A 24,744-nucleotide genomic window follows, 5' to 3' on the forward strand; every position below is an offset into this window, starting at 1 on the left:
GGCGAAACTCGGGCCGGCGCGCGGATAGGCTCGCAAGCGTGACCGACAATCGCAGCCCCGGCGGCGTGGGCCGGACACGGGCGCACGATGCCGCCTCCCTGACGCTGACCGCGAGCCTCCGGCCGGCCGCGCTGGACGCCCGGCGCGGCATCGTTCGCCTGCACCCCGAGGTGATCGCCGCGCTCGGGCTCCGGGCCGGCGACCCGGTCCGGCTGGCCGGGCGGCGCGAGACGGCCGGGATCGTCGCGTTCGCCGAGGCCGGAGCCAGCCGTGCCGTGCTCTACGCCGACGACCTGCTGCTGGGCAACCTGGGCGTGCGGGACGGCGGCCAGGTCAACGTCGCCCCCGCGGACGTACGGGCCGCGCACCAGGTCACCCTCACCGGGCCACCCGAGATCGTCGCGGTGGTCACCCCGGAGATGCTCCGCCTCGCCCTGCTGGGCAAGGTGATCACGGTGGGCGACAACGTCTCGCTGCTGCCCCAGGACGTACTCCCGGCCAGCGGCGCCCGGCCGCTAGTCCAGGGCGTGCGGCGCAGCCTGGCCAACACCGTCGGGTACGGGTGGACCACGGCGCTGCTGACCGTGACGGGTCACGAGCCCGGCGACGCCGGAGTCGTCACCATGGACACCATGGTCGGTTGGCGGAACGGCCAGGCGACCCACTCCACCGAGACCCAGGTGACCCCGACCGTGGAGCCCACGCCGGCGGCGCCCACCATCGAGGACCTGCCCGGCCTGCGCAGCCAGGCCCAGGAGCTGACCGAGCTGCTGGACCTGGGCTTCCATCACCGCGAGGTGCTCACCCGGCTCGGTACCACCGTCTCGCTGGGCGTGCTGATCACCGGCCCGGCCGGCTCCGGCAAGTCCGCGCTGGTGCGCGCGGTCGCCGCCGATGTGGGCGCGATGGTCACCGTACTCTGGGCACCCGAGATCGCCGCGCTGGCCAACGACGACGCGGCCCGCCGGCTGCGCCGGGCGTTCGAGTCGACGACCACGCCGGGCGTGGTGATCGTCGCCGACACCGAGGCACTCGCCCCGCGGGACGAGCCCGGGCCGCTGCCCACCGTGTTCCGCCAACTGCTCGGCGAGGCGCTGCGGGACGGCATCGCCGTGGTGTGCACCACCAGCCGTCCGGAGGCGGTGGACCCGACGCTGCGCTCGCCCGGACTGCTCGATCACGAGCTGGCGGTACCCCTGCCGGACGCCGCCATGCGCCGCGAACAGCTCACCGTGCTGACCCGGCCGATGCCGCTGGCCGAGGACGTGAAGCTGGACGACGTCGCCGCGCGTACCCCCGGGTTTGTCGCGGCCGACCTCGCCGCGCTGGTACGGGAGGCCGGGGTACGGGCCGCCCTGCGCCAGAAGGTCGCCGAGGCGCCGGTGGTGGCGGCCACCGACTTCTCCGGCGCGCTGGAGGTGGTCCGGCCGACCTCGATGGCGGAGTCCACCCTGGAGCTGGCCAAGGTGACCCTGGACGACGTCGGCGACATGGCCTCCGTCAAGGAGGTGCTCACCGAGTCGGTGCTCTGGCCGCTGACGTACCCGGACACGTTCGCCCGGCTGGGCGTGCAGCCCCCGCGCGGCGTGCTGCTCTACGGTCCGCCCGGATGCGGAAAGACCTTCCTGGTCAAGGCGGTCGCCGGCACCGGCCGGGCCAACGTGCTCTCGGTCAAGGGCGCCGAGTTGCTGTCCAAGTGGGTCGGCGAGAGCGAGCGCGCGGTCCGGGAGCTGTTCCGCCGGGCCCGGGAGGCGGCGCCGAGCCTGGTGTTCCTGGACGAGGTCGACGCGCTCGCACCGGTGCGTGGGCAGGCCAGCGACGGCGGTACCACCGACCGGGTGGTCGCCGCGCTGCTCACCGAGCTGGACGGGGTGGAGTCGCTGCGCAACGTCGTCGTGATCGGCGCCACCAACCGGCCGGACCTGGTCGACCCGGCCCTGCTGCGCCCGGGACGGCTGGAGCGGCTGGTGTACGTACCGCCGCCGGACGGCGACGCCCGCGCGGAGATACTGCGCTCCGCGGCGCGCAGCGTGCCGCTCGCCGCGGACGTCGACCTGGCGGCGCTGGGCTCCACATTGGACGGTTTCTCGGCGGCGGACTGCGCCGCGCTGATCCGCGAGTCGGCGCTCGCCGCCATGCGCGAGTCGCTGGACGCCGCGACGGTCACCGCGCAGCACGTCGAGACGGCCCGCGGCCGGGTCAGGGCGTCGCTGGAGCCGTCCCAGGTGGCGTGGCTGGAGTCCTACGCGCAGCGGCACGCACCCGGCCCCGCGGCCACCTGACAGTGCGCCCCGACCGTGCCGCCCGAGCGCGCTGGCTCAGCTCGTCCGGCCGCCACTGCGCGCGCGGGTCCTGGTGGCCCGCAGCCGGCGCAGCCGCTTCACCAGCACCGGGTCGTGCGCGAGCGCGGCCGGGCGGTCGAGCAGCGCGTTGAGCAGTTGGTAGTAGCGCGTCGAGGACACGCCGAACTGGTCACGGATCGCCTGTTCCTTCGAGCCGGCGTGCCTCCACCACCGGCGCTCGAAGGCGAGCATCGCCAGCTCCCGCTCGGTCAGCGAGTCGACGGCGTCCGGGGCCGAACGCTGCTCCGGCACGCGGAACGTGGCAAGCTGGTCCGGGTCTCCGGGCTCGTCAGACTCGTCATCACCGAGGTCGTCAGCGTCCGCGACGTCGTCATCCGTGCGGTCGTCATCCGTGACGTCATCGTCGGTGATGTCGCCGTCAGTGATGTCGCCGTCGGTGATGTCGCCGTCGAACTCTTCGACGTCGCCGGGCTCACCGGCCGACTCGTGGTCGTCGACGCCCACCCTGTCCATACCGAACGAGGGTAGTACGCCCGCCGGTCACCGACACCTGTCAAACATCCGCGCGCCGACGAGCCGACCAGCGGCTCAAACACGGACCGGTCAGACGCGGACTGTCAGACGCGGACCGGTCCGACGCACACCGGTCCGACGCACACCGGTCAGACGCGGACCACGCGGATGCTGGCCGCCTCGAAGGAGGCCACCGTGTCGTCGCTCGCCCCCGCGTCCGTGACCAGCACGTCCACTCGCTCGATCGGGCAGATCCGGGCGAAGGCCCGCTCGCCCAGCTTCGAGCTGTCGGCGATGATGACGACCTGCCGGGCCCGCGCCACCATCAGGTTGTTCATCGCGGCCTCGCCCTCGTTGTGCGCGGCCGGGCCGAGCGTGACATCGATGGCGTCCGCGCCGAGCAGCGCCATGTCCAGGGTCACGTCGCGCAGGATGCCGCCGGCCAACGGACCGATCAGCTCGAACGACTGCGGGCGCACCACGCCACCGGTCACCACGATCTTCATCCGGGACCGGACCAGCAGCTCGTTGGCGATGTTCAACGCGTTGGTGACCACGGTCAACTGGGCGCCGTCGGGGGTACCGGCCAGCTCCGGGCGGACCGCCAGCGCGCGAGCCACCTCGGTGGTGGTGGTTCCGCCGTTGAGCCCCACCACCATGCCGGGCGCGACCAGGGCGGCGGCCGCCGCGCCGATGCGCTGCTTCTCGGCCGAGTGCTTGGCGGTCTTGTACCGCAGCGGGAGATCGTAGGAGACGCCGTTGGCGACCGCCCCGCCCCGGGTACGGGTGATCATCTGCTGCTGGCCGAGCTGGTCGAAGTCGCGCCGGATGGTGGCCTGCGACACCCCGAGCCGCTCGGCGGCGTCCTCCACGGTCACCCGGCCACTGTTTGTGAGCAGTTCGAGCAGCGCGTTCCAGCGCGCATATCGATCCACCGTGAGCACCCTCCGCACACTCGCTGACGAATGTGTGCACAATCATGCTTGAAAGAGGGGGTGAACGTCGAGTCACGTGAGCGAAGTTTGTGCTGCCTCTGGCGCCGTCCGGGGAACCACCTGCACAATGGTGCGCGAAACACGCTTGTAATGAGCAGGACCACGAGCCGGGGGTTCCAGTGACGCACGTCGACGAGGAGATCGCCAGCCAGCCCGAGTGCTGGACGAGAGCCGTCGCGCTCGCCGCGCCGTCCGCTCCGGTGCTCCCCCGACCCGGGGAACGGATAGCGGTCGTTGGGTGTGGTACGTCCTGGTTTATGGCGATGTGCTACGCGGCCCTCCGCGAGGCGGCCGGTCAGGGCGAGACCGATGCCTTCGCCGCCTCGGAACTCCCCACCGGCCGGAAGTACGACCGGATCCTGGCGATCACCCGCTCCGGCACCACCACCGAGATCCTCCGGCTGCTGCACGGCACGAGCATCCCGACCACCGCCCTGGTCGGCGACCCCACCTCGCCGGCGGTGCACGCCGCGGACGCCTCGATCGAGCTCCCGTTCGCGGACGAGCGGTCGGTGGTGCAGACCCGGTTCGCGACCAGCGCGCTGACCCTGCTGCGGGCCCACCTGGGCGAGGACGTGGGGCCGGCCATCGCCGACGCCCACGACGCGCTGGCCGCCCCGCTGCCACTGGACCCGGCGAACATCGAGCAGGTGACCTTCTTGGGCAGCGGCTGGACGGTGGGGCTCGGGTACGAGGCCGCCCTCAAGTGCCGGGAGGCGGCACGCCTGTGGACCGAGACGTACCCGGCCATGGAGTACCGGCACGGCCCGATAGCGATAGCCGCGCCCGGCCGGGCGGTGTGGGCATTCGGCGACCTGCCTGAGGGGCTGGCCGAGCAGATCGGCGCGACCGGCGCCACCCTGGTGCCGTCGAATCGCGACCCGGTCGCCCAACTCGTCCTGGCCCAGCGCTTCGCCGTCGCGGTGGCCGCGAGCCGGGGCCTGGACCCGGACCGGCCGGTCCACCTGACCCGATCGGTGGTGCTGCCGTGAGTCAACCCGAACAATCCTCCGGAGCCGGAGGCCCGCACGACGTCGTGGTCGCCATCGATGTCGGCGGCACCGCGATGAAGACCGCGCTGGTCGACCGGGACGGCGTGGCCGTGCACTCCCAGCGGTACGCCACCAACGCCCAGCGCGGGGGCGACGCCGTGGTCGCCACCATCCTGGAGGTCGCCGAGTCGCTCGCCGAGAAGGGCCGGGCCGACGGGTACCGGGTGCGGGCGGTCGGGGTGGCGGTGCCCGGGATCGTCGATGAAACGGCCGGGGTGGCGGTCTGGGCCGCGAACGTGGACTTCCGCGACGTCCCGCTGCGCCGACTGGTCTCCGAGCGGCTGGGCCTGCCCGCCGTGCTGGGCCATGATGTGCGCGCGGGCGGCGTGGCCGAGGCCCGGCTGGGCGCCGGACGCGGGTACGGGCACGTGCTGGTGGTACCCATCGGCACCGGCATCGCCGCCGCACACGTCGTGCACGGCAAGGCGTTCGCCGGGGCGCACGGGGCGGCCGGTGAAATCGGACACATCATCGTCCGGCCGGGCGGGCACGGGTGCGGCTGCGGCGCGCATGGCTGCCTGGAGGCGGAGGCCTCGGCGGCGGCGATCGGGCGCGCGTACTCGGCCCGGATCGGCCGGCCGGCGACCGCGCTGGACCTGGTGGGCCGCCTGGCCGAGGGGGACCCGATCGCGACCGAGGTGTGGACGGAGGCCATCGATGTGCTCGCCGACGGCCTGCGCACCGGGCTGACCCTGTTCGACCCGGAGGTGATCGTCATCGGCGGCGGCCTGGCCGAGGCGGGCGACGCGTTGATCCGGCCGCTGCGCGAGGCGCTGGCCGGCAAGCTCACCTTCCAGTACATGCCCGCGATGGTGCGCGCCGAACTCGGCGACGAGGCCGGTTGCCTGGGCGCCGGGCTGTTGGCGCTGGCTGCGTTGGAGGATCAATCGTGAAGGTTTCGGGTCGAGTGGTCACGCCGGAGGGCGTGCTCGACGGCGGCGAGGTGTCGATCGACGGCGACCTGATCGTCGCGGTGGGGCCCGGCCAGGATGCCGACAACGGGCACTGGATCGTGCCGGGCTTCGTCGACATCCACGTGCACGGCGGCGGCGGACACAGCTTCACCACCGGCGACGCCGACGAGGCCCGGAAGGCGGCCGACTTCCACCTCCACCACGGCACCACCACGATGCTGGCCAGCCTGGTCAGCTCCCCGTACGAGCTGATGCTGTCCGCCACCCGGCAGTTCGCCCCGCTGGTGGACGAGGGCGTGCTGGCCGGCGTCCACTTCGAGGGGCCGTACCTGTCCGAGTTGCGCTGCGGCGCGCAGAACCCGACCTTCCTGCGCGACCCCTCGACCGAGGAGCTGACCGAGCTGATCCGGGCCGGCGCGGGCGCGGTCCGGATGGTGACCATCGCTCCCGAGCGCGCCGGCGCGATCGAGGCGATCCGACTGCTGGTCGGGCACGGGGTGGTGGCCGCGCTCGGGCACACCGACGCGTCGTACGAGCAGACCCTCGCCGGGGTGGCGGCCGGCGCCACGGTCGGTACTCACGTCTTCAACGGCATGCGCCCGCCGCACCACCGGGCACCCGGCCCGGTCTTCGCGCTGCTCGGCGCGCCCAGCGTGGTCTGCGAGTTCATCGCCGACGGCACCCACCTGCACGACGGCACGCTGGCCTTCGCGACCGGGGTGACCGGGCCGCGGCGGGCAGCCCTGATCACCGACGCGATGTCCGCGGCCGGCATGAGCGACGGCACGTACGAGCTGGGCGGCCTGGCGGTCACCGTGGCCGACGGCGTGGCCCGGCTGGCGGGCAAGGACTCCATCGCCGGCAGCACGCTGACCATGGACGCCGCGCTGCGCCGGGCGATCGGCGCCGGGGTGTCCATGGTGGACGCGTGCCAGATGGCGTCCACCACGCCGGCCGCCGCGATCGGGCTGGACGCGACCGTCGGAGCCCTGCGCGCCGGCCTGCGGGCCGATCTGGTCGAGCTGTCGGAGGACTTCCAGGTGGTGCGGGTGATGCGCGGCGGTGCGTGGGTGTGATCCTCACCGTCACGCTCAACGCCGCCCTGGACGTCACCTATCAGGTACCGCGGCTGCGCCCGGGCGAGGTGCACCGGGTCGCGGGCGTACACGAGCGGCCCGGCGGCAAGGGCGTGAACGTGGCGAGGGTGCTCCACGGCCTGAACGAGCCGGTGCTCGCCACCGGCCTGGTCGGGGGCGGCACCGGCGCGGCGATCCGTACCCTGCTCGGCGAGATCCGGCACTCCTTCGTGGACATCGCCGGGATCTCCCGGCGCACCACCGTCGTGGTGGACGGCTCGTCGACCACCGGGTTCTGGGAGCCCGGGCCGGAGGTGTCCGGGCCGGAGTGGGAGTCCTTCGTCGCTCACTACGCCGCCCTGCTGCGGATCAGCCGGGTCGTGGTGCTGTCCGGAAGCCTGCCGCCCGGCCTGCCGGTCGACGCCTACGCCAGGCTCATCGAGCTGGCCCGCTCGGTAGAGGTGCCGGTCGTACTCGACGCCTCCGGCGAGCCGCTGGCCGCGGGGGTCGCGGCCGGCCCGGACATCGTCAAGCCGAACGCCCACGAGCTGGCCATCATGTCCGGAATGGCGGTCGGCGCCTTCGAGGCGGGCGCCGTGGAACTGGTCGAGGCGGAGGCGGTGGCTGCGGCCGACGCCGTACGGGACGGTGGCCGCACCGCCGTGGTGGCCTCGCTCGGGCCGCACGGCCTGGTCGCGTCCACCGGCGACGGGCGGTGGCACGCCCGGCCGGCCGCGGCGCTCACGGGCAATCCGACCGGCGCCGGTGACGCCGCCGTCGCCGCGCTCGCCTTCGGGCTGGCCTATCGGGTGCCCTGGCCCCAGCGGCTGGCCGACGCCGTCGGCCTGTCCGGTGCGGCCGTGCTGAACCCGGTGGCCGGAACTATCTCGCAGACCGACTACGCCAGACTGCGCCGCGCCGCCGACGTACGGGAGGTTTGATGCCGCTCGTTCCAACGGCCGAGCTGGTGGTCCCCGGTACCGGGATCGGCGCGTTCAACGTGATCACCCTGGAGCACGCCGAGGCGATCGTGGCCGGCGCCACGGCCGCGAACCGGCCGGTGATCCTTCAGATCAGCGAGAACGCGGTGCGCTTTCACGCCGGCGCGCTCGGGCCGGTGGCCGCGGCGGCCCGGGCGGTCGCCGGCGCCGCGACCGTGGGCGTGGCGCTGCACCTGGATCACGTGAAGTCTCCTGACCTGCTGCGGCAGGCACCGGAGCACGGGTTCGGCTCGGTGATGGCGGACTTCTCCGAGCTGTCCTACCTCGACAACGTGGCGGCCACCCGGGAGGCGGCCGAGTTCGCCCACGGGCACGGGTTGTGGATCGAGAGCGAGCTGGGTGCGGTCGGCGGCAAGGACGGCGCCCCGCCGCCTCCCCCGCACGCGCCCGGCGCCCGCACCGACCCGGCCGAGGCGGCCGACTATGTCAAGGCCACCGGGGTCGACGCGCTGGCGGTCGCGGTGGGCTCGTCGCACGCCATGACCAGCCGGGGTGCCGAACTGGACTTCGAGCTGATCGCCGCCCTGCGGGCCGCGGTGCCGGTGCCGCTGGTGCTGCACGGCTCGTCCGGGGTGACCGACGCCGGGCTGCGGCGGGCGGTGGCCGCGGGCATCGTGAAGGTGAACGTGGGTACGGCGCTGAACGTGGCCTTCACCGGCGCCGTCCGGGGCGCCCTGGCGGCCGATCCGGCGGTGGTGGACCCGCGCCGGTACCTCGCGAAGGGCCGGGACGCGATGGCCGGGACGGTAGCCGCGTTCCTGTCCGTCCTGGCCTGATCAAGCCTCACCGGTCCCGATCCGGGGACGGGGACCGGGTTAGCGGCGGCCGGCCAACTCCGGGCTCCGCCCGCCGCGCGGGTCGGCCGGCCGGCCGGTACCCAGGCCCGGTCCGGCCCATCCTGCCGCGGCGAGCCTGCGCCCCAGGGGCAGGTCGTCCCACGGGATCCGGTGCATGATCCGGTCCAAGACCAGGCCTAGCAGCAGCCCGGCCACGGTGTCGGTGAGCCAGTGGAAGCTGAGGTAGACAGTGGTGACCGCGAGGACGCTGGGCGGCACCACCCGGATCACCCGTCGCCAGCCCACCGGTACCCAGGCGGTGAGCAGCAGCGCCAGCAGCCCGTACCAGACGATCGAGTTGACCAGGTGGCCCGACGGGTACGAGACGCCGCCGACGCCGAAGTAGCCGCGCGCCCAGGCCCGGCCGGCGTGCACCACGTTGGCGTCCGCCGCCGGGCGATCGGTGAGGTCCTTGAGCGGGGTGAGGACGCCGAAGGTCAGCGCGAACGCGACGATGACCGGCAGCACCGGGCGCACCGAGCGCCGCCGCCAGGCCAGCAGCAGCGCCAGGATGCCGCAGATGCTGGTGAGCCAGCCGCCCTGGCCGAGGTGGTTGCCGACCCAGGCGGGCCAGTAGAGGACCCCCGGGCGGTGGTGGTCGAACCAGTCGCGCAGCGCGACATCGATCCCGATCAGGGCATGGTTCGCGACCCCGATCGTGATCGCCACGAAGGCAGCCAGCAGCAGCCCGTCGAACCACCAGCTCGCCGGCCTGACCCGCTTGATCGCCGCCACCCGACCAGGGTACCGGGCCAGGCCAGCCGCTAGATCAGGCTACGGATCTTCGGGTAGATGAGGTCGATCCGCACCCCGGAGTCGGGACAGCCCCCGAAATGGTGCAGGGCGACGACTTTATCGCTATTCCAGGAGATCACCGGCGACCCGGACGATCCGCCCGAGGTGTCGCAGTAGTACGACACGTCGGTGCCCTTCGCGTACCCGTTGGCCACCGGCGAGACGACCTCACAGGCGCCGCTGCCGCTCGGCCCCGAGCCCGTGGCGATCACGGTCGGGTCGCCGTTCGCGTGCTGGGGCACGTACAGCTGCTCGCCCGGCTTCGGGTCGCGCACGTCCAGCGACAGGTACCCGAACGGCCGCACGGCCGCGAAATTCTGCACGCTGAACAGCGTGAAGTCGAGCGTGGCGTCGGTGAACAGCACCTCGTCTCCGGTCACCTTGACCGGCTTGGTGATCGTGTCTCCGCCGCAGATCAGGCACTCGTCGTTGAACCAGATCTCGGTGTCGCGCGCGCTCGCGGTGGTGGACAGGCAGTGGTTGTCGGTCATCATCCGGTTGTCCGGGCCGACCCGCCAGGCGGTGCACAGCCGCATGCCGTCGATGAGCAGCAGGGCCACCGCGCGGGAGTTGCCGTACGCCACCGGGTGCGAGCCCTTGAAGCAGGCCGCGTCCGCGGCGGGGCCGGTGGCGCACCGGGCCTGGCCGTCTGCGCCCCGGTGCATGGCGGTCACCGCCGCGTCCCGGTGGGACTGCTCGACCTTGCGCTGGGCCGCCCGCTCGGCGGGCGTGAAGCCGCGGGCGATCTTGTCCACCACGACGTGCGTGAGCTTGCCCCGGACGGTCAGCACCGCGGTGTCACCGTCGACCGACATCAGCCACCGGTCGATCACCGCGGCGCCGTACCTGGCCGACTGGCCGCCGGACCGGTCGGTGACCGTCAGGTACTCCCCCGGCAGCAGCAGCATCTTGACGTGCACCTTGACGTAGGAGGCGCCGGGGTAGGACAGGACCACCGGGTGCCCCTCGGCGACGCTGTGCTGCATGGTCGCGGTGACCCCGACCGTGGCGATCCCACCGGCCTGCGCCCGCAGCGCGGTGGTCTTCGCCGGGGCGCGGAGCGACTCCGGCGCGATGGGCCGCTTCCCCTGCGATGCCAGGCCGCCCAGCCCGAGCAGCACCACGACCCCGACAATGGCCAGACCGGTACGCATCGCCCTTTCCCCTCAGATCCGACTATCTCCCTGAATGTGTAACGAATCACTGCGGGGCGCGTCGCGCAACAAACCTTTGTCATGCTGGTATCCGTGCGCATCACGTCCGCCGTGTTCGACCCGGCCCTGCTGGATCTGCCCTGGACCACCCCGCTGGAGGAGTGGCCGGAGGATCGGCTGGTGCTGCTGCCCCGGGGCATCTCCCGGCACGTCGTGCGGTTCGTGCGGCTGAACTCCACGGTGTACGCCGTGAAGGAGACCGGCGAGCGGGTGGCCCAGCGGGAGTACGACCTGCTACGGGCGCTGGAGCGGATCGGGGCGCCGAGCGTGGAGGCGGTGGCCATCGTCGCCGACCGGCTCGACCCGACCGGGGAGCCCCTGGATCCGGTGCTGGTCACCCGGCACCTGCAGTTCTCGCTGCCGTACCGGGCGCTGTTCTCCCACACGCTGCGCCCGGACACCATGACCCGACTGCTGGACGCCCTGGCCGCCCTGCTGGTCAGGCTGCACCTCGCCGGCTTCTTCTGGGGCGACGTGTCGCTGTCCAACACCCTGTTCCGCCGGGACGCCGGGGCGTTCGCCGCCTACCTGGTCGACGCGGAGACCGGCGCCCTGCACGAGAGGCTGTCCACCGGGCAGCGGCGCGAGGACGTGGAACTGGCCCGGGTGAACATCTTCGGCGAGATGCTCGACCTGCAGGCCGCCGAGCTGCTGCACGAGTCGATCGACCCGGAGGCGGTCGCGGACGACGTGGTGCGCCGGTACGAGTCGCTGTGGCACGAGGTCACCTACGAGCAGGAGGTGGACGGCGGCAACGAGGTGCGTCACCACGTGGAGAAGCGGATCCGGCGGCTGAACGAGCTCGGCTTCGACGTCGGTGAGCTGCAGCTGTCGGTGCGCGACGACGGGCAGCGGTACTCGGTGCGCCCGAAGGTGGTGGACGCCGGGCACCACACCCGCCGGCTGCTGCGCCTGACCGGCCTGGACGCCGAGGAGAACCAGGCCCGGAAGCTGCTCAACGACCTGGACACGTACCGGGCCGAGTCGGAGTTGGACGACGAGCAGCAGGCCGCGCACCGGTGGCTGACCGAGGTGTTCGAGCCCGTGGTCCGGGCGGTGCCCGCGCACCTGCGGGGCAAGCTGGAGCCCACCGAACTGTTCGTGCAGGTGATCGAGCACCGGTGGCGGCTGTCGGAGCGGTCCGGCCGGGACGTGGGGCTGGCTCCGGCCGTCCAGTCGTACCTGGCCGACGTCCTCACCCATCGGCCGGACGAGCAGGCCGTGCTGGGCTACGCGGTCGGCCCGCCGACCCAGGACCTGCCGGTGATCAAGGACGATCCGGTGGGGGTTGAGGGCTGACCGGCCCGACGTCGGTCCGCTCAAGGTCCGGCGGGTCAGTGGCCGGGGTCGACTGCGCCACCAGGCGGCCCAGGCCGGATCTGGTCGCCACCACGATCAACCGCTCCCCCGGGGACAGCGGGCGGTCGGGCGACGGCGCCCAGACGGCGTCGCGGAACTCACCGGCCGTGACCGCGATGATCCGCGCTTCGCCGCTGTGCTGCGCCGCCGCGACCGTACGGCCGCACAGCGCCGCGCCCGGCTCGACGGGTACCTCGGCCACCAGCAGCACCCGGCGCTTGACCGGGAACGTACCGATCACCTCGCGCTCCAGCATCGCCGCGGCGAACGCGGGCGCGGCGAGGTAGGACACGCTCTTCGAGCTGGTGACCCCGAAGACGCGCTGGATCCGGTCGGCGAACCCGCCGTCGAACAGCCGCAGCACCACCCGCAGACCCCTGTTCAGGCTGCGGGCGTGCAGCGCCGCCTCCAGGTTGATCACGTCGTCGGTGGACAGCACCACCAGCGAGCGGGCCGTGCCGGCCGACGCCTCCTGCAGGGTCTCGACCCGGCTGGCGTCTCCGATGATCAAAGGGATGCCCAGGTCGCGTGCCAGTTGTACGCCCCGGGCCTGGTCCAGCCGGTCGATGGCGACCACCGGTACCCCCAGGTCGTGCAGTTGCTGGATGACCCGGGTACCCACGTTGCCCAGGCCGACCACCACCACGTGGTCGGCGATCGGCACCCGCAGCCCGCCCAGCGCCAGCGCCAGCCGGGCGTTGACCACCGCCTCGACCACCGCCGCGGTGACCACCGGGATCATCGCGAGCCCGGCCAGCATCACCACCACCTGCAGCACCTGCACGGTGACCCGGCCGTTCGGGTCCGGATCCACCCCGCCGACGGTGTCCAGCACCGTGAGGTAGAACGCCTGCCAGAGGGACAGCAGCCCGCTGCTCTGCCAGGCGAGCAGCACGGTGCCGACCACCACCACCCCTAGCAGGATCAGCGTGGCGATCCGCAGGTTGCGGCTGAGTACCGAGCCGAACAACCGGCCCGCCGCCAGCCGCCGGTACCGGTTCGCCAGCCGGGCTCGCCGGTTCGCGCCGCGCACCGCCGCCTCCGCCTGCTCGTCCGCCCGGTGCGCGCCGGGCCCGCCGTCCGCGACGGCCAGCACCAGGTCGCAGCGCGCCTGATCGGGCGGCAGCAGCACCGGCTCGGGGCCGACGGTGGTGTCGGCCAGCCCGCAGATCACCTTGCCGGGCGCGACATCCTCGCGGCGGGCCAGGTACAGCGTGCGCCCGGGCAGGCGGATGTAGCTGGGCGCCACCTCGCCGAGCGCCGACGCGACGAATGCCGGGGCCGCGATCGAGGCGTCGGACAGCACCCGGCAGTTCTTGAACAGATTCCTGATGCCGTACCCGAGGCTCATGTTGAACATCCGGATGACCACGCGGATGTTGGGGTTGAGCTCCTGCGCCTGCAGCGCGGCATCCAGGTTGCCGACGTCGTCCTGCCGCACCAGAGCCAGCGCGGCGGCGGCGGCGATCTTCGCCCGGCGGAACGCGTCGGCGTCCAGCCGGGGAGCCTCCACGATCCGCACGCCGCTCATCGCGTCCAGCTCCGGCCCGTGGCCGCGCGCCTTCGACGGCAGGATCACGGTGACCTGCCGCTGGTAGCGCACGGCCAGCTCCTCCACGAGCCGGTACGCCAGCGGGTCGTCGCCGCAGACCACGTAGTGCCGGGACGGCTCGGAAGCGTTGTCGCGCGCGGCGAGCAGCCGCCGCCGGGCCTGCGCCACCAGTTCGGGCGCGCGACCTGATCGGCGTCGGAATCCGTTGGTGGCCACGCCGAAATGTTAACGACGCATCACCAGGTGCCACCGCCATTGACATCGCGCCGCGATCCATCGGCCGGAACCCATCGGCCCGCGCCCTCGGCCGCGCGCCCGGCGGCGGCTCGGCCGGGGGCGCGGCGGCGGCTCAGCCGCGCGGCGGTGCGGACGATGCGCGCTGCACCAGGCTGGCCGGCACGCGAACGGTCCTGGTGCTGACCGCCTGCTCGTCCAGCAGCAGCTCCATGCCTCGCCGGCCGATCTCCTCCAGCGGAAGGTGAATGGTGCTCAGCGCGGGCTGCACGTCGGCGGTGAGCGCGATGTCGTCGAAGCCCACCACCGACACATCGTCGGGTACCGACAGCTTCAGATCGTCGCGCAGGGCGGCGAGCACCCCGACCGCCATCACGTCGTTGAGCGCGAAGATCGCGGTGAGTTCGGAATCGCGACCGAGCAGCTCGATGGCTGCCGCGCGGCCCCCCTCGCGGGTGAAGTCAGCCTTGGCGATCTGCTCCGCCGGCAGCTCGATGTCGAGCGCCCGCAGCTGATCCCGGAAGCCGCGCAGCCGCTCCTGGTTCACCAGCAGGTTGGCCGGGCCGCTGACCACCCCGATGCGCCGGTGGCCGAGGTCGGTCAGGTGCTGCGCGGCCAGCCGACCGCCGTCGCGGTGATCGGGCAGCACGGCGTCGGTGGTGAAGCCGTGCGGGCTGATGCACGCGACGCGGCCGCCGAGGCCGGCCAGCAGGTCCAGCTCGCGGTGCAGCTTCGACTGGTAGCTGCGCTCGGTGAAGCCGCTGCCGAACAGGAGCACCCCGCGGGCGCGCTGGGCCCTCAGACGGGCGACGTAGTCCAGCTCCAGCAGCGGGTCGCGGAAGGTGTTGCAGACCAGCACGAGCAGCCCGCTCTCGTGGGCCTCCCGCATGGCACCGATGGCCAGCGCGGAGAAGTACGGGTCGGCGATGTCGTGCACGATCAAGCCGACGACGGGCGTGGTGGCGCGGGCGAGCGCCTGGGCCGGCCCGTGAGATGTGTACCCGAGGTGCCGCGCGGCCTTCTCCACCCGCTCGCGCAGCTCGGCGGTGACCACTCGGGTGCCTCCGTGCAGCGCCCGCGAGGCGGTCGCCAACGACACCCCCGCCTCGGTCGCGACATCCTGCAACGTGACCGCCGTGACTAGGCCGGTGACCCTTGACCGCTTCGTTCCCACGCCCGTAGTCTAGGCCGGAAAGCGCTTTCCATTCGTCATAGGGTCCGGCTCACCGGGTCGGCTTCCCTCGCGGCCATACGAACGAGAGAGGCAGCATGTCTCGGCGAAGCATCGGCATCATCATGAACGGTGTGACCGGGCGGATGGGCTACCGCCAGCACCTGATCCGTTCCATCCTGGCCATTCGCGAGCAGGGCGGCTTCGAGCTGCCCGACGGCACCCGGCTGTGGCCCGAGCCGCTGCTGGTCGGCCGGGACGAGCAGCGGGTCCGCGCGATCGCCGACCGGCACGGCATCGACCGGTGGACGACCTCGCTGCCCGAGGCGCTCGCCGAGCCCGACATGCAGGTGTATTTCGACGCCCAGCTGACCCACGTGCGGGAGAAGGCGCTGCTGGCAGCCATCGACGCCGGCAAGCACGTCTACACCGAGAAGCCGGTCGCCGACTCGCTGGACGGTGCGCTGCGCCTGGCTCGCGCCGCCCGGGACGCCGGCATCACGCACGGCGTCGTGCAGGACAAGCTGTTCCTGCCCGGCCTGCTCAAGCTGCGCCGGCTGATCGAGGGCGACTTCTTCGGGCGCATCCTGTCGGTCCGGCTCGAATTCGGCTACTGGGTCTTCGAAGGCGACTGGCAGCCGGCGCAGCGACCGTCCTGGAACTACCGGACCGCCGACGGCGGCGGGATCGTGCTGGACATGTTCCCGCACTGGCGCTACCTGCTCGAGCACCTGATCGCGCCGGTGGAGTCGATTTACAGCCACGCCGTGACGAACATCCCCCGGCGCTGGGACGAGCAGGGCAGCGAGTACGCGGCGACCGCCGACGACTCCGCCTTCGCCATCCTCGAACTGGCCGGCGGCGTGACCGCGCAGGTCTCGGCCTCCTGGGCCACCCGGGTCAACCGCGAAGAGCTGCTCGAACTGCACGTCGACGGGGTGCGCGGCAGCGCGGTGGCCGGGCTGCGCAACTGCCGGATCCAGGAGCGTGCCATGACCCCGCGCCCGGTGTGGAACCCGGACGTCCCCTCGCCCCACCGGTTCCTGGAGCAGTGGGCCGAGGTGCCGGACAACACCGAGTTCGACAACGGCTTCAAGGCCGAGTGGGAGATGTTCCTGCGGGCCGCGTACCTGGGCGAACCGTTCCCGTACGACCTCGTCGACGGCGCCAAGGGCGTGCAGCTGGCCCAGATCGCCCTCGAGTCCGGTCGCACCGGGCGGCGGCTGCCAGTGCCGGCGCTGGAGGTGTGAGCGTGGTCGCCACTATCGAGCTGCCCGGCGAGGGGCGGCACGCTGTCGGCAGGGCGCCGTCCTGGCCCCGCGTCGCGGCACCGCCCCGGCTCCGCCGGGCGTACGCGGCCGCACACGTGGTGGCCGGCCCGGACGGCACCGGGGGCAGCACCGTCGACTGGGACGAGACGATGGCGTTCCGGCACGGCCTGTGGCGGTTGGGTCTCGGTGTCGCCGACGCCATGGACACCGCGCAGCGCGGCATGGGCATGGACTGGCCGACCACCGCCGAGTTGATCCGGCGCAGCGCCGCCGAGGCGGCCAGCGTGAACGGGGCGCTGGCCTGCGGCGCCAACACCGACCAGCTCGACCTGGACAGCAAGCCCGGCCTGGTCGAGGTGCTCGAGGCGTACCGGCAGCAGCTGGAGCTGATCGAGGGCAGCGGCGCCACCGTCGTGCTGATGGCCAGCCGCGCGCTGGCCGCCGCCGCGAACGGGCCCGAGGACTACCTGTCCGTGTACGGCACTTTGCTGGCCGAGGTGCGCCGGCCGGTGATCCTGCACTGGCTCGGCGACGCGTTCGATCCGGCCCTGACCGGCTACTGGGGCCACACCGACCTGGACGCGGCGGCCGACACCGTGATCGAGCTGATCACCGCGCGCGCCGAGAAGGTCGACGGCATCAAGGTCTCCCTGCTGGACAAGGACCGCGAGATCGATCTGCGCCGCCGGCTGCCGGCCGGGGTACGCCTCTACACCGGCGACGACTTCAACTACCCCGAGCTGATCCTCGGCGACGGTACCCGGCACAGCGACGCGCTGCTGGGCATCTTCGACGGCATCGCCGCCCCGGCCGCCGCCGCGCTGGCCCGGCTGGACGAGGGTGACACCGACGGTTATCTCGCCGCCCTGCGCCCGACCGTTCCGCTGTCGCGGCACATCTTTCAGGCGCCCACGTACCACTACAAGACCGGGCTGGCGTTCCTCGCCTGGCTCAACGGGCAACAGAGCCATTTCCGGCTCATCGGCGGGTACGAGACGGCCCGCGACGCCGCCCACCTGTCCCGGCTGTTCGTGCTCGCCGACCAGGCCGGCGTGCTGGCCGACCCCGAGTTGGCCGCGTACCGGATGAACGGGTACCTCGACGGCTCCGCGGAGGGATTCCGGTGATCGGCATCGACCGCCTGGCGCTCAACCAGGCCACCACCGACCGGTGGAGCGTCGCGGAGGCGGTGGACGGCTGCCAACGGGCCGGCATCGGCGCCATCGGACTGTGGCGCCGCCAGGTCGGCGAGGCCGGGCTGCGCGAGTCGGTGGCCGCGGTACGCCGCGCCGGGCTGCACGTGTCGAGCCTGTGCCGGGGCGGCTTCTTCACGGCCGTCGACCCGGACGCCCGGGCCGCCGCCATGGCCGACAACCGGCTGGCGATAGACGAGGCGGCCGCACTGGAGGCCGACGTGCTCGTCCTGGTCAGCGGGGGGCTGCCGGGCGGGAGCAAGGACCTGCCCACGGCCCGGTCGCTGGTCGCCGACGCGCTGGACGAACTCGCCCCGTACGCCCAGGAATCCGGCGTACGCCTGGGGATCGAGCCGCTGCACCCGATGTTCTGCGCCGACCGGTGCGTGGTGTCCACCCTGGGTCAGGCGCTGGACCTGGCGCTGCCGTACCCGAGCGAGACGGTGGGCGTGGTGGTCGACACGTACCACGTCTGGTGGGACCCCGACCTGGACGCGCAGCTCGCCCGCGCGGGCGGCCGCATCGCCAGCTTCCAGGTCTGCGACTGGATCATCCCGCTGCCGGAGGACATGCTGCTCGGCCGGGGTCACGTGGGTGACGGCCACATCGACTTCCGCCGGATCGCGGCACCGGTGGCGGCGGCCGGGTACACCGGCTGGGTCGAGGTGGAAATCTTCAACGAAAAGATCTGGGCGACCCCGGGCGACGAGACGCTGCGCATCATGAAGGAGAGCTTCGCCCGCGAACTCGGCTGACCCGATCCCCAGTGCCCGTCCCTAACGCTGGCACGCGGCGACGGCCACGTCGGCCTGCCATTGCCGGCCCGGGAACCGCGACGCCAGCTCGACCTGCCACTCGACCGGACCCCCCGCCGTCCTGACGATGGCCCGCAGCGTGCGCATATCCCCCTGGGAAAGGACGTCCGGACAGTCCCAGACCTGGAAGGTGAGCGTCACGATCTGGGTGCGCCCGGCCGAGATGGCGGCACGTTCGGGATCGACGCGCAGCAGCACCATCCCGGGTACGAGCACGTACAGGCGGTCGATCTCGATCGCGTCGACTCCGGCATTGACCAGGGCGTACCGGTATGACGCCTGGTGGATGAACGAGTCGGCGGTGATCTGGGCGGCACCCGAGCCGCGCAGCGGGATCACCTCAATGGTCGGCGCGGGCGGCGCGAACCCGCGGGAACCGTGTCCGTGCAACGGAATCCAGGCCCCGGCGAAGATGGCCAGCCCGGTGATGCCGGCCACCCACAGGTACCGCTGGCGCCGGGTCGATGGGCGCGCGTCCAACCGGCCGCCCGGCCCACGCTCGGACAGGTCAATGATGGTCGGCTCGTCGCTCACGATCGCCTCCCACGTGCGCACACGTTGTCTTCCATGCTCGCACCGCCTGGTCGCCCCGGCCTCCCCCGAGCGGCGGAGTCGCCTCTCGATCAGCGGGGCCGAGCGAGCGCTTCACATGGCCCGTCTCCCGGCGATGGCGCCGCTGGAGCAATCAACTGCCACTTGCCGTGGAATGTCCCTGCGGGCGCCAGCAGCCGATCGCCCTGGGATCGGCGGCGGCCGGCCGCCCTCGCGGTCGTCACGGCCCGTTGCCTGGTCGTTCTTCCGGTGAGAAGCCGCGTGAGAATCTCAGGATGTCCCGCCGGGTGACCGACCCTCGCCGAGGACGGCCGAAGTTCGGGGCGGAGTCCCGAGATGGTCATGCCGGGTAGCCTGCGGTCATGAGCGAGCCGGGCGAGTATGACCGCTATCGCCAGGACGTCGAGGTCCTGGCGGAGATCGGTGCTGTTCTGGCTTTGGCGGTCCCGACGGTCAGGGTCACGATCCCGAGGCATCTCGCGTCCGCGGCTGCCGCTGCCTGGGATCGCGATGAGGAGGGGCCAGCCGGTGCCGAGACCTGCGAGCAGGCCCGTTCTCGTCGCCAGGCCGGAGACCTTGCGCTGCTCGGGCTGGCGATCTCCAAGGGGTCGCAGCTCGTCGGCGAGGGTGTCGTCGTGGAGCTTCCTGCCGCCCAGTTCGCTGCCGCCGTCACCGCCTGGGTCGAGTCGCAGTAGGGAGGCGGCGCGCCGTGGCGCGCGGTGCCGGGGCCTAGCGCCGCCAGCAGCGCGCCGGCGAGTGCGCCGCTGCGCCGCGCTTGCGCGGCGCCTTGATCGTGCCGGGCATCGGCAAGCAGAGCCTGATCCGGTTGTCTGCTCCGGAGCTGCGGACGTTTCTCAACAAGGTCAAGCGGTCGTGCCAGTGCTGCGCGCTCCGCAAGGACGAGCGGCGGCCGGAGTCGAAGCGGCGTTGCTGCGCACGCAAGCCGCGCGAGTGCTGCGAGTCGTACCTGAGTGACGGGACGATCCGCTACATCCATCGGGTGCTGCGGGTGGCGCTGCAAGACGCCATCCTCGACGGGCTGCTCACCCACAACGTCGCGAAGAACCTGCGGCTGACGTTCCGGTACCGGCCCCGGTTCAAGCCGCTGACCGCCGACGAGGCGCGGGCGGTCCTCAAGGCCGCTAAGCCGGACGGGCTCTACGCGCTGTACGCCGTCGGCTGGCGGTGGGATTGCGCCGCGGTTGGGCACTGGGGCGTTGGGCGGACATCGACTTCGACAGTGCCACGCTCTACGTCCGCCAGGCCGTCCATCGGGTGAACGGGTCGCTGACCATCGGCCCGGTCAAGACGGCCGACTCGGAGCGGTCGTTGCCCTGCCGGCGCCGCTGGTCCAGGCGCTACGGCAACACAAGGAAGCTCAGGCCACCGAGCGGGAGCGGGCCGGCAAGAGCTGGAAAGATCATGATCTGGTCTTCCCGACCGCGATCGGCACGCCGATGGACCCACGCAACCTGAACCGGCACTTCGCGGACCTGTGCGACCGGGCCGGCGTGCGACGGGTCCGGTTCCACGATCTTCGGCACTCCTGCGCGACGCTGCTCGACGAGCAGGGCGTCAAGATCGAAAACATCCAGGACGTTCTCGGGCACAGCTCGCCGACGATCACAAAGACGCTGTACGTCGACCCCACCGACAAGGTACGGCGCGGTGCCGTCGACAAGCTCGCGTTCCTGTTCGATGAGTGAGGCGTTGGGGTCAATCGCTGGGGTCACGGGGGCGGTCAAGATCAGCCGCCCCCGGGCCTGAGCTGGGGAGCCGACGGCGGGACTTGAACCCGCAACCTTCCGATTACAAGTCGGGTGCGCTACCAATTGCGCCACGTCGGCACGGCCCGACCCGCGAGCCTCCAGCATGGTACGCCCGTGGCGTAGCCGCCCGTCGCGCGGCGCACCACAACCAGGCAGGTACCGGGCAAATGACCCCGCGCAGGTCCGATAGCTCTTGGCATTTGCCAACGTGTACGTCTACCTTGACAGAACGGCACACCCGGCATCCGCTGGGTGCCGCACCTTTTACTCGGATCGTCCGGCACGTTCCTGCCGGTGGAAGGATGCACACGCCATGGCTACAGTCACGTACCGCGATGCCACGCGGATCTATCCCGGCAGCACCAAGCCTGCGGTGGACGCCCTCAACCTCGAGATCGGCGACGGCGAGTTCCTCGTCCTGGTCGGCCCCTCCGGCTGCGGCAAGTCCACCAGCCTGCGCATGCTCGCCGGGTTGGAAGACGTCGATGCCGGTGGGATCTTCATCGACAACCGGGACGTCACCAACCTGCCGCCGAAGTCCCGCGACATCGCGATGGTGTTCCAGAACTACGCCCTGTACCCGCACATGACCGTGTACGACAACATGGCCTTCGCGCTGAAGCTGCGCAAGACCCCGAAGGCGGAGATCGACGCGGCGGTCAAGAACGCGGCCAAGCTGCTGCAGTTGGAGGAGTACCTCAACCGCAAGCCCAAGGCGCTGTCCGGTGGCCAGCGCCAGCGGGTCGCGATGGGCCGCGCGATCGTGCGTAAGCCGCAGGTCTTCCTCATGGATGAGCCGCTGTCCAACCTGGACGCCAAGCTGCGCGTGCAGACCCGTTCGCAGATCGCCACCCTGCAGGCGCAGTTGGGCACCACCACCGTGTACGTCACGCACGACCAGGTCGAGGCCATGACCATGGGTCACCGGGTCGCGGTGCTGCTCGACGGCGTGCTCCAGCAGGTCGACACACCGCGTTCGCTGTACGACCGCCCGTCCAACGTGTTCGTCGCCGGGTTCATCGGCTCGCCGGCGATGAACATCAAGACCGTGCCGTTGACCGACGACGGCGCCAACTTCGCCGGCATGGTTCTGCCGCTGACCCGCGAGCAGATCACCACTGCCAAGAGCGACGGCAACAGCGGCACCGTGACCGTCGGCTTCCGGCCGGAGGACACCGACCTTGTCGCCGAGAGCGAGGGCGGCATGCCGATCCTGGTCGACCTGGTCGAGGAGCTGGGCTCCGACGCGTACGTGTACGGCCACGTCAACCTGAGCGGTGCGGACGAGCGGTTCGTCGTGCGTACCGACGGGCGGAGCACCCCGCGCATGGGCGACACGGTTTACGTCAAGCCGCGCGTCGGCCACCACCACGCCTTCCACGCCACCAGCGGCGTGCGCATCTGACGCAGCCAACCCCGGCGGGGCGGTCTTCCGGCAACGGAAGGCCGCCCCGCCACCGTTTGCGTGCTGACACCTTCGCAGGAAAGCACGGCCTCCCAGGCGAGCACGGCAGGCGCCGCCACACCGCCCGGGGCCCAACGCTATTGGTACCAACGGCCAAGCCTCCACCACGGACGGTAGGAGTGCGTTCGGCCGGTCGACCAGAATCCGGGCCTTCGCTTCGCTGTTCGGTCAACCGAACATGCGTCCGGCTGACCGGATTCGGTGCCAAGATGATATTTCCGTCGCATGTCGGCCGGACTATGCTCTCGTTCAACACCAACATGGGTCGTTTTGCATCTGTAAAACACGCCGGAGTGCCACATGCGTGCATACCGCTCTCCGGCGTGGCACGTCGCCGTTTACGCCATCCGGTCGCGGTGAGCACGCGCCGGCAGCTTAGTCGCCGGGCACAGCCTCCCGATGGCGATCGATTCGACTATGGCGGCCGGCATCTCTCGGTGATGCCGGCCTTGGCGATCGAAGGGACGAAACAAAGGTGTCATACAACGAGGATTCGACGCTCGTTCCCCCGAATCCGTCGCGCCGCACCATGTTGCGCGGTGCGGGCCTGGCAACGGCCGCCGCCAGCCTGGCGGCGCTGGCCGCCTGCAGCAGCGACAAGAACAGCTCCGGCAGCGGAGGCCACGGCAGCTTCCCTAACACCCCCAAGTGGAAGTTCGTGTTCGTCAACCACGTCACGACGAACCCCTTCTTCCAGGCCACCCAGTACGGCATCCAGGACGCCTGCGACCTGCTCGGCTGCACCTACCAGTGGACCGGCTCCGAAACCTCGAACGTGGCACAGATGGTCGAGGCGATGAACACCGCCGTCACGTCGGGGGCCGACGGCATCGCGGTGGCGCTGGTCGACCAGAGCGCGTTCAACGATCCCACCCAGCAGGCGCTGGCCAAGAACATCCCGGTGGTGTCGTACAACGCCGACGTGACCACCAACGCCCGGCTGGCCTACGTCGGGCAGGACCTGTTCGCGGCCGGGCAGGCGATGGGCAACCGGATCGCCACCCTGTTCCCCAACGGTGGTGACATCGCCCTCTTCATCGCGACCCCGGGTTCGCTGAACATCCAGCCGCGGGCCGACGGCGCGCAGGCCGCACTCAAGGCGACCGGCAAGCCGTTCAACGTCAAGCAGGTCACCACGGGTGCCGACGTCAACCCGGAGCAGTCCGCCATCGACGCGTTCACCCAGGGCAGCAAGAGCTACAAGGGCCTGTTCGCGGTGGACGCCGGCAGTACGCAGGGCATCGCCAACGTGATGCGCAAGTACAACCTGCACACCCAGGGGTACCACGGCGGCGGCTTCGACCTGCTGGTCCCCACGGAGCAGGCGATCTCGGACGGCATCCTCGACTTCACCATCGACCAGTCCGCCTACATGCAGGGCTTCCTGCCGGTGCTCTATTTGTACCTGTACAAGCTGTCGGGCACCCTGGTCAGCCCGCCGGCCACCGACACCGGTCTGAAGTTCGTCACCAAGGACCTCGTCGCGCCGTACCTGAAGTCGCAGAACCGGTTCGAGGGCAGCTCGCCCAAGCAGCAGTACATCAACCAGTAACGAATGGGCAAATCATCGTGACCGAAAAGTCCGTGCCGGCGAAGGATGACGCCAGCGACGGCAAGACGGTCCCGACCCAGCGGCGCTCCGCCGGTACCGCCACCGATTCATCGGTAGCGGTACCGGCGCCCGCCGCGGGCCGAGGCTGGCTTTCGTCGTGGGGCTCCTCGGTGCTCCGGCTACGTGAGCTCAGCGTGGTCATCGTAGTGATCGTGCTGATTGTCTACTTCCAGTTCTCCAACTCGGCGTTCTCGTCGTCCTCGAACCTCAGCAACATCGCCAACTTCGCCTCCGCCGCCGCGATCGTCGCCGCCGGCGAGGTCTTCCTGCTGATCTGCGGCGAGATCGACCTGTCCGCGGGCATGACCTTCGGCCTGGTTCCGTTCGTGATGATGGCCGCGAACGACGACGGCGTCCCGATGATTCTGTCGGTCATCATCGCGCTGCTGGTCGCCGCGGCCATCGGCGCGTTCAACGGACTGGTCAGCCAGCTGCTGAGGCTGCCGTCGTTCATCACCACCCTGGGCACGCTCTACCTGCTGCACGGCGTCACCCTGAAGGTTTCCCACAACTTCCCCCGGCCGGCGCCTCAGGACGGCTGGCTGATGCACATCCTCGGCGCCTCGAAGTGGTCCGAGTTCATCTGGGCCGTGGGTCTGGCCGTGGTCATGCAGGTGGTGCTGACCATGACCCCATGGGGGTCTCAGACCATCGCGACCGGGGCGAACATGCTCGGGGCTTCCGAGGCCGGGATCAAGGTCCGGCTCGTGAAGATCCGGGCGTTCGTGATCGCGTCGACCTTCGCCGGACTCGCCGGCATCCTGGACGGCGTACACATCTCGCACTCCTTCGACCCGAACGCCGGCGGCAACGACCTGATGTTCGAGGCGGTCGCCGCGTGCGTCATCGGCGGCACCGCGCTGCTGGGCGGCTCCGGCACGGTGATCGGTGGGTTCTTCGGTGCGATGCTGCTCGCCGTACTCCAGGACGGCTTCAACATCCAGGGCATCGACGCGACCACGTTCATCGTGATCGAGGGTGTGGCGATCCTGATCGCCATGGTGCTCAACACCCAGCTCGCCCGGCTGCGGCGCGGCGCGAAAGAAGGTTGA

At 71.5% G+C, this 24,744-nt stretch carries 23 protein-coding genes and 1 tRNA gene; 16 read left to right on the top strand and 8 right to left on the bottom strand.

Features of this window, described 5'->3' with window-relative positions:
* The first annotated feature begins 38 nt into the window (after positions 1-38).
* Positions 39-2,282: an AAA family ATPase gene (locus tag ABEA87_RS35065; protein ID WP_425571012.1), complete on the top strand. Its 2,244-nt coding sequence runs from the start codon at positions 39-41 to the stop codon at positions 2,280-2,282.
* A gap of 36 nt (positions 2,283-2,318) precedes the next feature.
* On the opposite strand, the gene ABEA87_RS35070 is transcribed toward ABEA87_RS35065, so the two are convergent.
* Positions 2,319-2,816, bottom strand: coding sequence for a DUF3263 domain-containing protein (locus ABEA87_RS35070; RefSeq protein WP_345637130.1), 498 nt, complete (start codon positions 2,814-2,816; stop codon positions 2,319-2,321).
* Between the two features lie 149 nt (positions 2,817-2,965).
* On the bottom strand, positions 2,966-3,751 hold the full coding sequence (locus tag ABEA87_RS35075; protein WP_345637132.1) for a DeoR/GlpR family DNA-binding transcription regulator: 786 nt from the start codon (positions 3,749-3,751) through the stop codon (positions 2,966-2,968).
* Between the two features lie 179 nt (positions 3,752-3,930).
* On the opposite strand from ABEA87_RS35075, the gene ABEA87_RS35080 reads away from it, so the two are divergent.
* From ABEA87_RS35080 to ABEA87_RS35100, 5 genes are read left to right on the top strand one after another with little or no spacing between them, the layout of a single operon-like run.
* Positions 3,931-4,803, top strand: coding sequence for an SIS domain-containing protein (locus tag ABEA87_RS35080; RefSeq protein WP_345637134.1), 873 nt, complete (start codon positions 3,931-3,933; stop codon positions 4,801-4,803).
* Positions 4,800-5,756 (top strand): ROK family protein, encoded by a 957-nt coding sequence (locus ABEA87_RS35085; RefSeq protein ID WP_345637136.1) that lies wholly within the window; start codon positions 4,800-4,802, stop codon positions 5,754-5,756. Before ABEA87_RS35080 ends, ABEA87_RS35085 begins: the two co-directional genes overlap by 4 nt.
* Complete coding sequence (nagA, locus tag ABEA87_RS35090; RefSeq protein WP_345637201.1) at positions 5,750-6,853, top strand: N-acetylglucosamine-6-phosphate deacetylase; 1,104 nt, start codon at positions 5,750-5,752, stop codon at positions 6,851-6,853. The genes ABEA87_RS35085 and nagA overlap by 7 nt, the downstream gene beginning before the upstream one ends.
* Positions 6,850-7,794: a 1-phosphofructokinase family hexose kinase gene (locus ABEA87_RS35095; protein WP_345637138.1), complete on the top strand. Its 945-nt coding sequence runs from the start codon at positions 6,850-6,852 to the stop codon at positions 7,792-7,794. The genes nagA and ABEA87_RS35095 overlap by 4 nt, the downstream gene beginning before the upstream one ends.
* A complete protein-coding gene (locus tag ABEA87_RS35100) occupies positions 7,794-8,630 on the top strand; it encodes a class II fructose-bisphosphate aldolase (protein ID WP_345637140.1) in 837 nt (278 codons plus the stop codon). The genes ABEA87_RS35095 and ABEA87_RS35100 overlap by 1 nt, the downstream gene beginning before the upstream one ends.
* 39 nt (positions 8,631-8,669) lie before the next feature.
* Here the strand turns inward: ABEA87_RS35100 and ABEA87_RS35105 are convergent, their stop codons facing one another.
* Together ABEA87_RS35105 and ABEA87_RS35110 are read right to left on the bottom strand one after the other, a co-directional pair.
* Positions 8,670-9,425, bottom strand: coding sequence for a phosphatase PAP2 family protein (locus tag ABEA87_RS35105; RefSeq protein ID WP_345637142.1), 756 nt, complete (start codon positions 9,423-9,425; stop codon positions 8,670-8,672).
* A 29-nt stretch (positions 9,426-9,454) separates the two neighbouring features.
* Entirely contained in the window at positions 9,455-10,639 is a 1,185-nt protein-coding gene (locus ABEA87_RS35110) for a trypsin-like serine peptidase (RefSeq protein WP_345637144.1), read from the bottom strand.
* Between the two features lie 81 nt (positions 10,640-10,720).
* Here ABEA87_RS35110 and ABEA87_RS35115 point away from each other — a divergent pair, with 81 nt between their 5' ends.
* Positions 10,721-11,998, top strand: a complete 1,278-nt coding sequence (locus ABEA87_RS35115; RefSeq protein WP_345637146.1) for a DUF4032 domain-containing protein — start codon at positions 10,721-10,723, stop codon at positions 11,996-11,998.
* Here ABEA87_RS35115 and ABEA87_RS35120 read toward each other — a convergent pair.
* Together ABEA87_RS35120 and ABEA87_RS35125 are read right to left on the bottom strand one after the other, a co-directional pair.
* Positions 11,967-13,826 carry a potassium channel protein gene (locus ABEA87_RS35120; protein WP_345637148.1) on the bottom strand — a complete coding sequence of 620 codons (1,860 nt, stop codon included), beginning with the start codon at positions 13,824-13,826 and terminating at the stop codon, positions 11,967-11,969. The two genes, ABEA87_RS35115 and ABEA87_RS35120, sit on opposite strands and share 32 nt — an antisense overlap.
* Before the next feature lie 133 nt (positions 13,827-13,959).
* Entirely contained in the window at positions 13,960-15,018 is a 1,059-nt protein-coding gene (locus tag ABEA87_RS35125; protein WP_345637150.1) for a LacI family DNA-binding transcriptional regulator, read from the bottom strand.
* Positions 15,019-15,113: 95 nt separating this feature from the next.
* Here ABEA87_RS35125 and ABEA87_RS35130 point away from each other — a divergent pair, with 95 nt between their 5' ends.
* From ABEA87_RS35130 to ABEA87_RS35140, 3 genes are read left to right on the top strand one after another with little or no spacing between them, the layout of a single operon-like run.
* Positions 15,114-16,265: a Gfo/Idh/MocA family protein gene (locus ABEA87_RS35130; RefSeq protein WP_345637152.1), complete on the top strand. Its 1,152-nt coding sequence runs from the start codon at positions 15,114-15,116 to the stop codon at positions 16,263-16,265.
* Positions 16,262-17,413 carry a dihydrodipicolinate synthase family protein gene (locus tag ABEA87_RS35135; protein WP_425571013.1) on the top strand — a complete coding sequence of 384 codons (1,152 nt, stop codon included), beginning with the start codon at positions 16,262-16,264 and terminating at the stop codon, positions 17,411-17,413. Before ABEA87_RS35130 ends, ABEA87_RS35135 begins: the two co-directional genes overlap by 4 nt.
* Positions 17,414-17,418: 5 nt before the next feature.
* Positions 17,419-18,234 (top strand): sugar phosphate isomerase/epimerase family protein, encoded by an 816-nt coding sequence (locus ABEA87_RS35140; RefSeq protein WP_345637203.1) that lies wholly within the window; start codon positions 17,419-17,421, stop codon positions 18,232-18,234.
* A gap of 21 nt (positions 18,235-18,255) precedes the next feature.
* Here ABEA87_RS35140 and ABEA87_RS35145 read toward each other — a convergent pair whose 3' ends face one another.
* Positions 18,256-18,828 (bottom strand): hypothetical protein, encoded by a 573-nt coding sequence (locus ABEA87_RS35145; RefSeq protein ID WP_345637156.1) that lies wholly within the window; start codon positions 18,826-18,828, stop codon positions 18,256-18,258.
* A gap of 380 nt (positions 18,829-19,208) precedes the next feature.
* On the opposite strand from ABEA87_RS35145, the gene ABEA87_RS35150 reads away from it, so the two are divergent.
* The 3 genes from ABEA87_RS35150 to ABEA87_RS35160 all read left to right on the top strand — a co-directional run bounded on the left by ABEA87_RS35150 (position 19,209) and on the right by ABEA87_RS35160 (position 20,552).
* Positions 19,209-19,541: a hypothetical protein gene (locus ABEA87_RS35150; RefSeq protein ID WP_345637158.1), complete on the top strand. Its 333-nt coding sequence runs from the start codon at positions 19,209-19,211 to the stop codon at positions 19,539-19,541.
* Between the two features lie 80 nt (positions 19,542-19,621).
* Positions 19,622-20,125 carry a hypothetical protein gene (locus ABEA87_RS35155; protein ID WP_345637160.1) on the top strand — a complete coding sequence of 168 codons (504 nt, stop codon included), beginning with the start codon at positions 19,622-19,624 and terminating at the stop codon, positions 20,123-20,125.
* Entirely contained in the window at positions 20,064-20,552 is a 489-nt protein-coding gene (locus ABEA87_RS35160; RefSeq protein ID WP_345637162.1) for a tyrosine-type recombinase/integrase, read from the top strand. Before ABEA87_RS35155 ends, ABEA87_RS35160 begins: the two co-directional genes overlap by 62 nt.
* Positions 20,553-20,620: 68 nt before the next feature.
* On the opposite strand, the gene ABEA87_RS35165 is transcribed toward ABEA87_RS35160, so the two are convergent.
* Positions 20,621-20,693: transfer RNA gene (locus tag ABEA87_RS35165), tRNA-Thr, on the bottom strand.
* Positions 20,694-20,928: 235 nt separating this feature from the next.
* Between ABEA87_RS35165 and ABEA87_RS35170 the strand changes: the two genes are divergently transcribed.
* The 3 genes from ABEA87_RS35170 (at position 20,929) to ABEA87_RS35180 (ending at position 24,744) form a co-directional block, all read left to right on the top strand.
* Positions 20,929-22,020, top strand: a complete 1,092-nt coding sequence (locus ABEA87_RS35170; protein ID WP_345637164.1) for an ABC transporter ATP-binding protein — start codon at positions 20,929-20,931, stop codon at positions 22,018-22,020.
* Between the two features lie 535 nt (positions 22,021-22,555).
* Entirely contained in the window at positions 22,556-23,632 is a 1,077-nt protein-coding gene (locus ABEA87_RS35175; RefSeq protein WP_345637166.1) for a sugar ABC transporter substrate-binding protein, read from the top strand.
* Positions 23,633-23,649: 17 nt separating this feature from the next.
* On the top strand, positions 23,650-24,744 hold the full coding sequence (locus ABEA87_RS35180; protein ID WP_345637168.1) for an ABC transporter permease: 1,095 nt from the start codon (positions 23,650-23,652) through the stop codon (positions 24,742-24,744).

Source organism: Rugosimonospora acidiphila (genome assembly GCF_039543385.1).
Lineage (GTDB): Bacteria > Actinomycetota > Actinomycetes > Mycobacteriales > Micromonosporaceae > Rugosimonospora > Rugosimonospora acidiphila.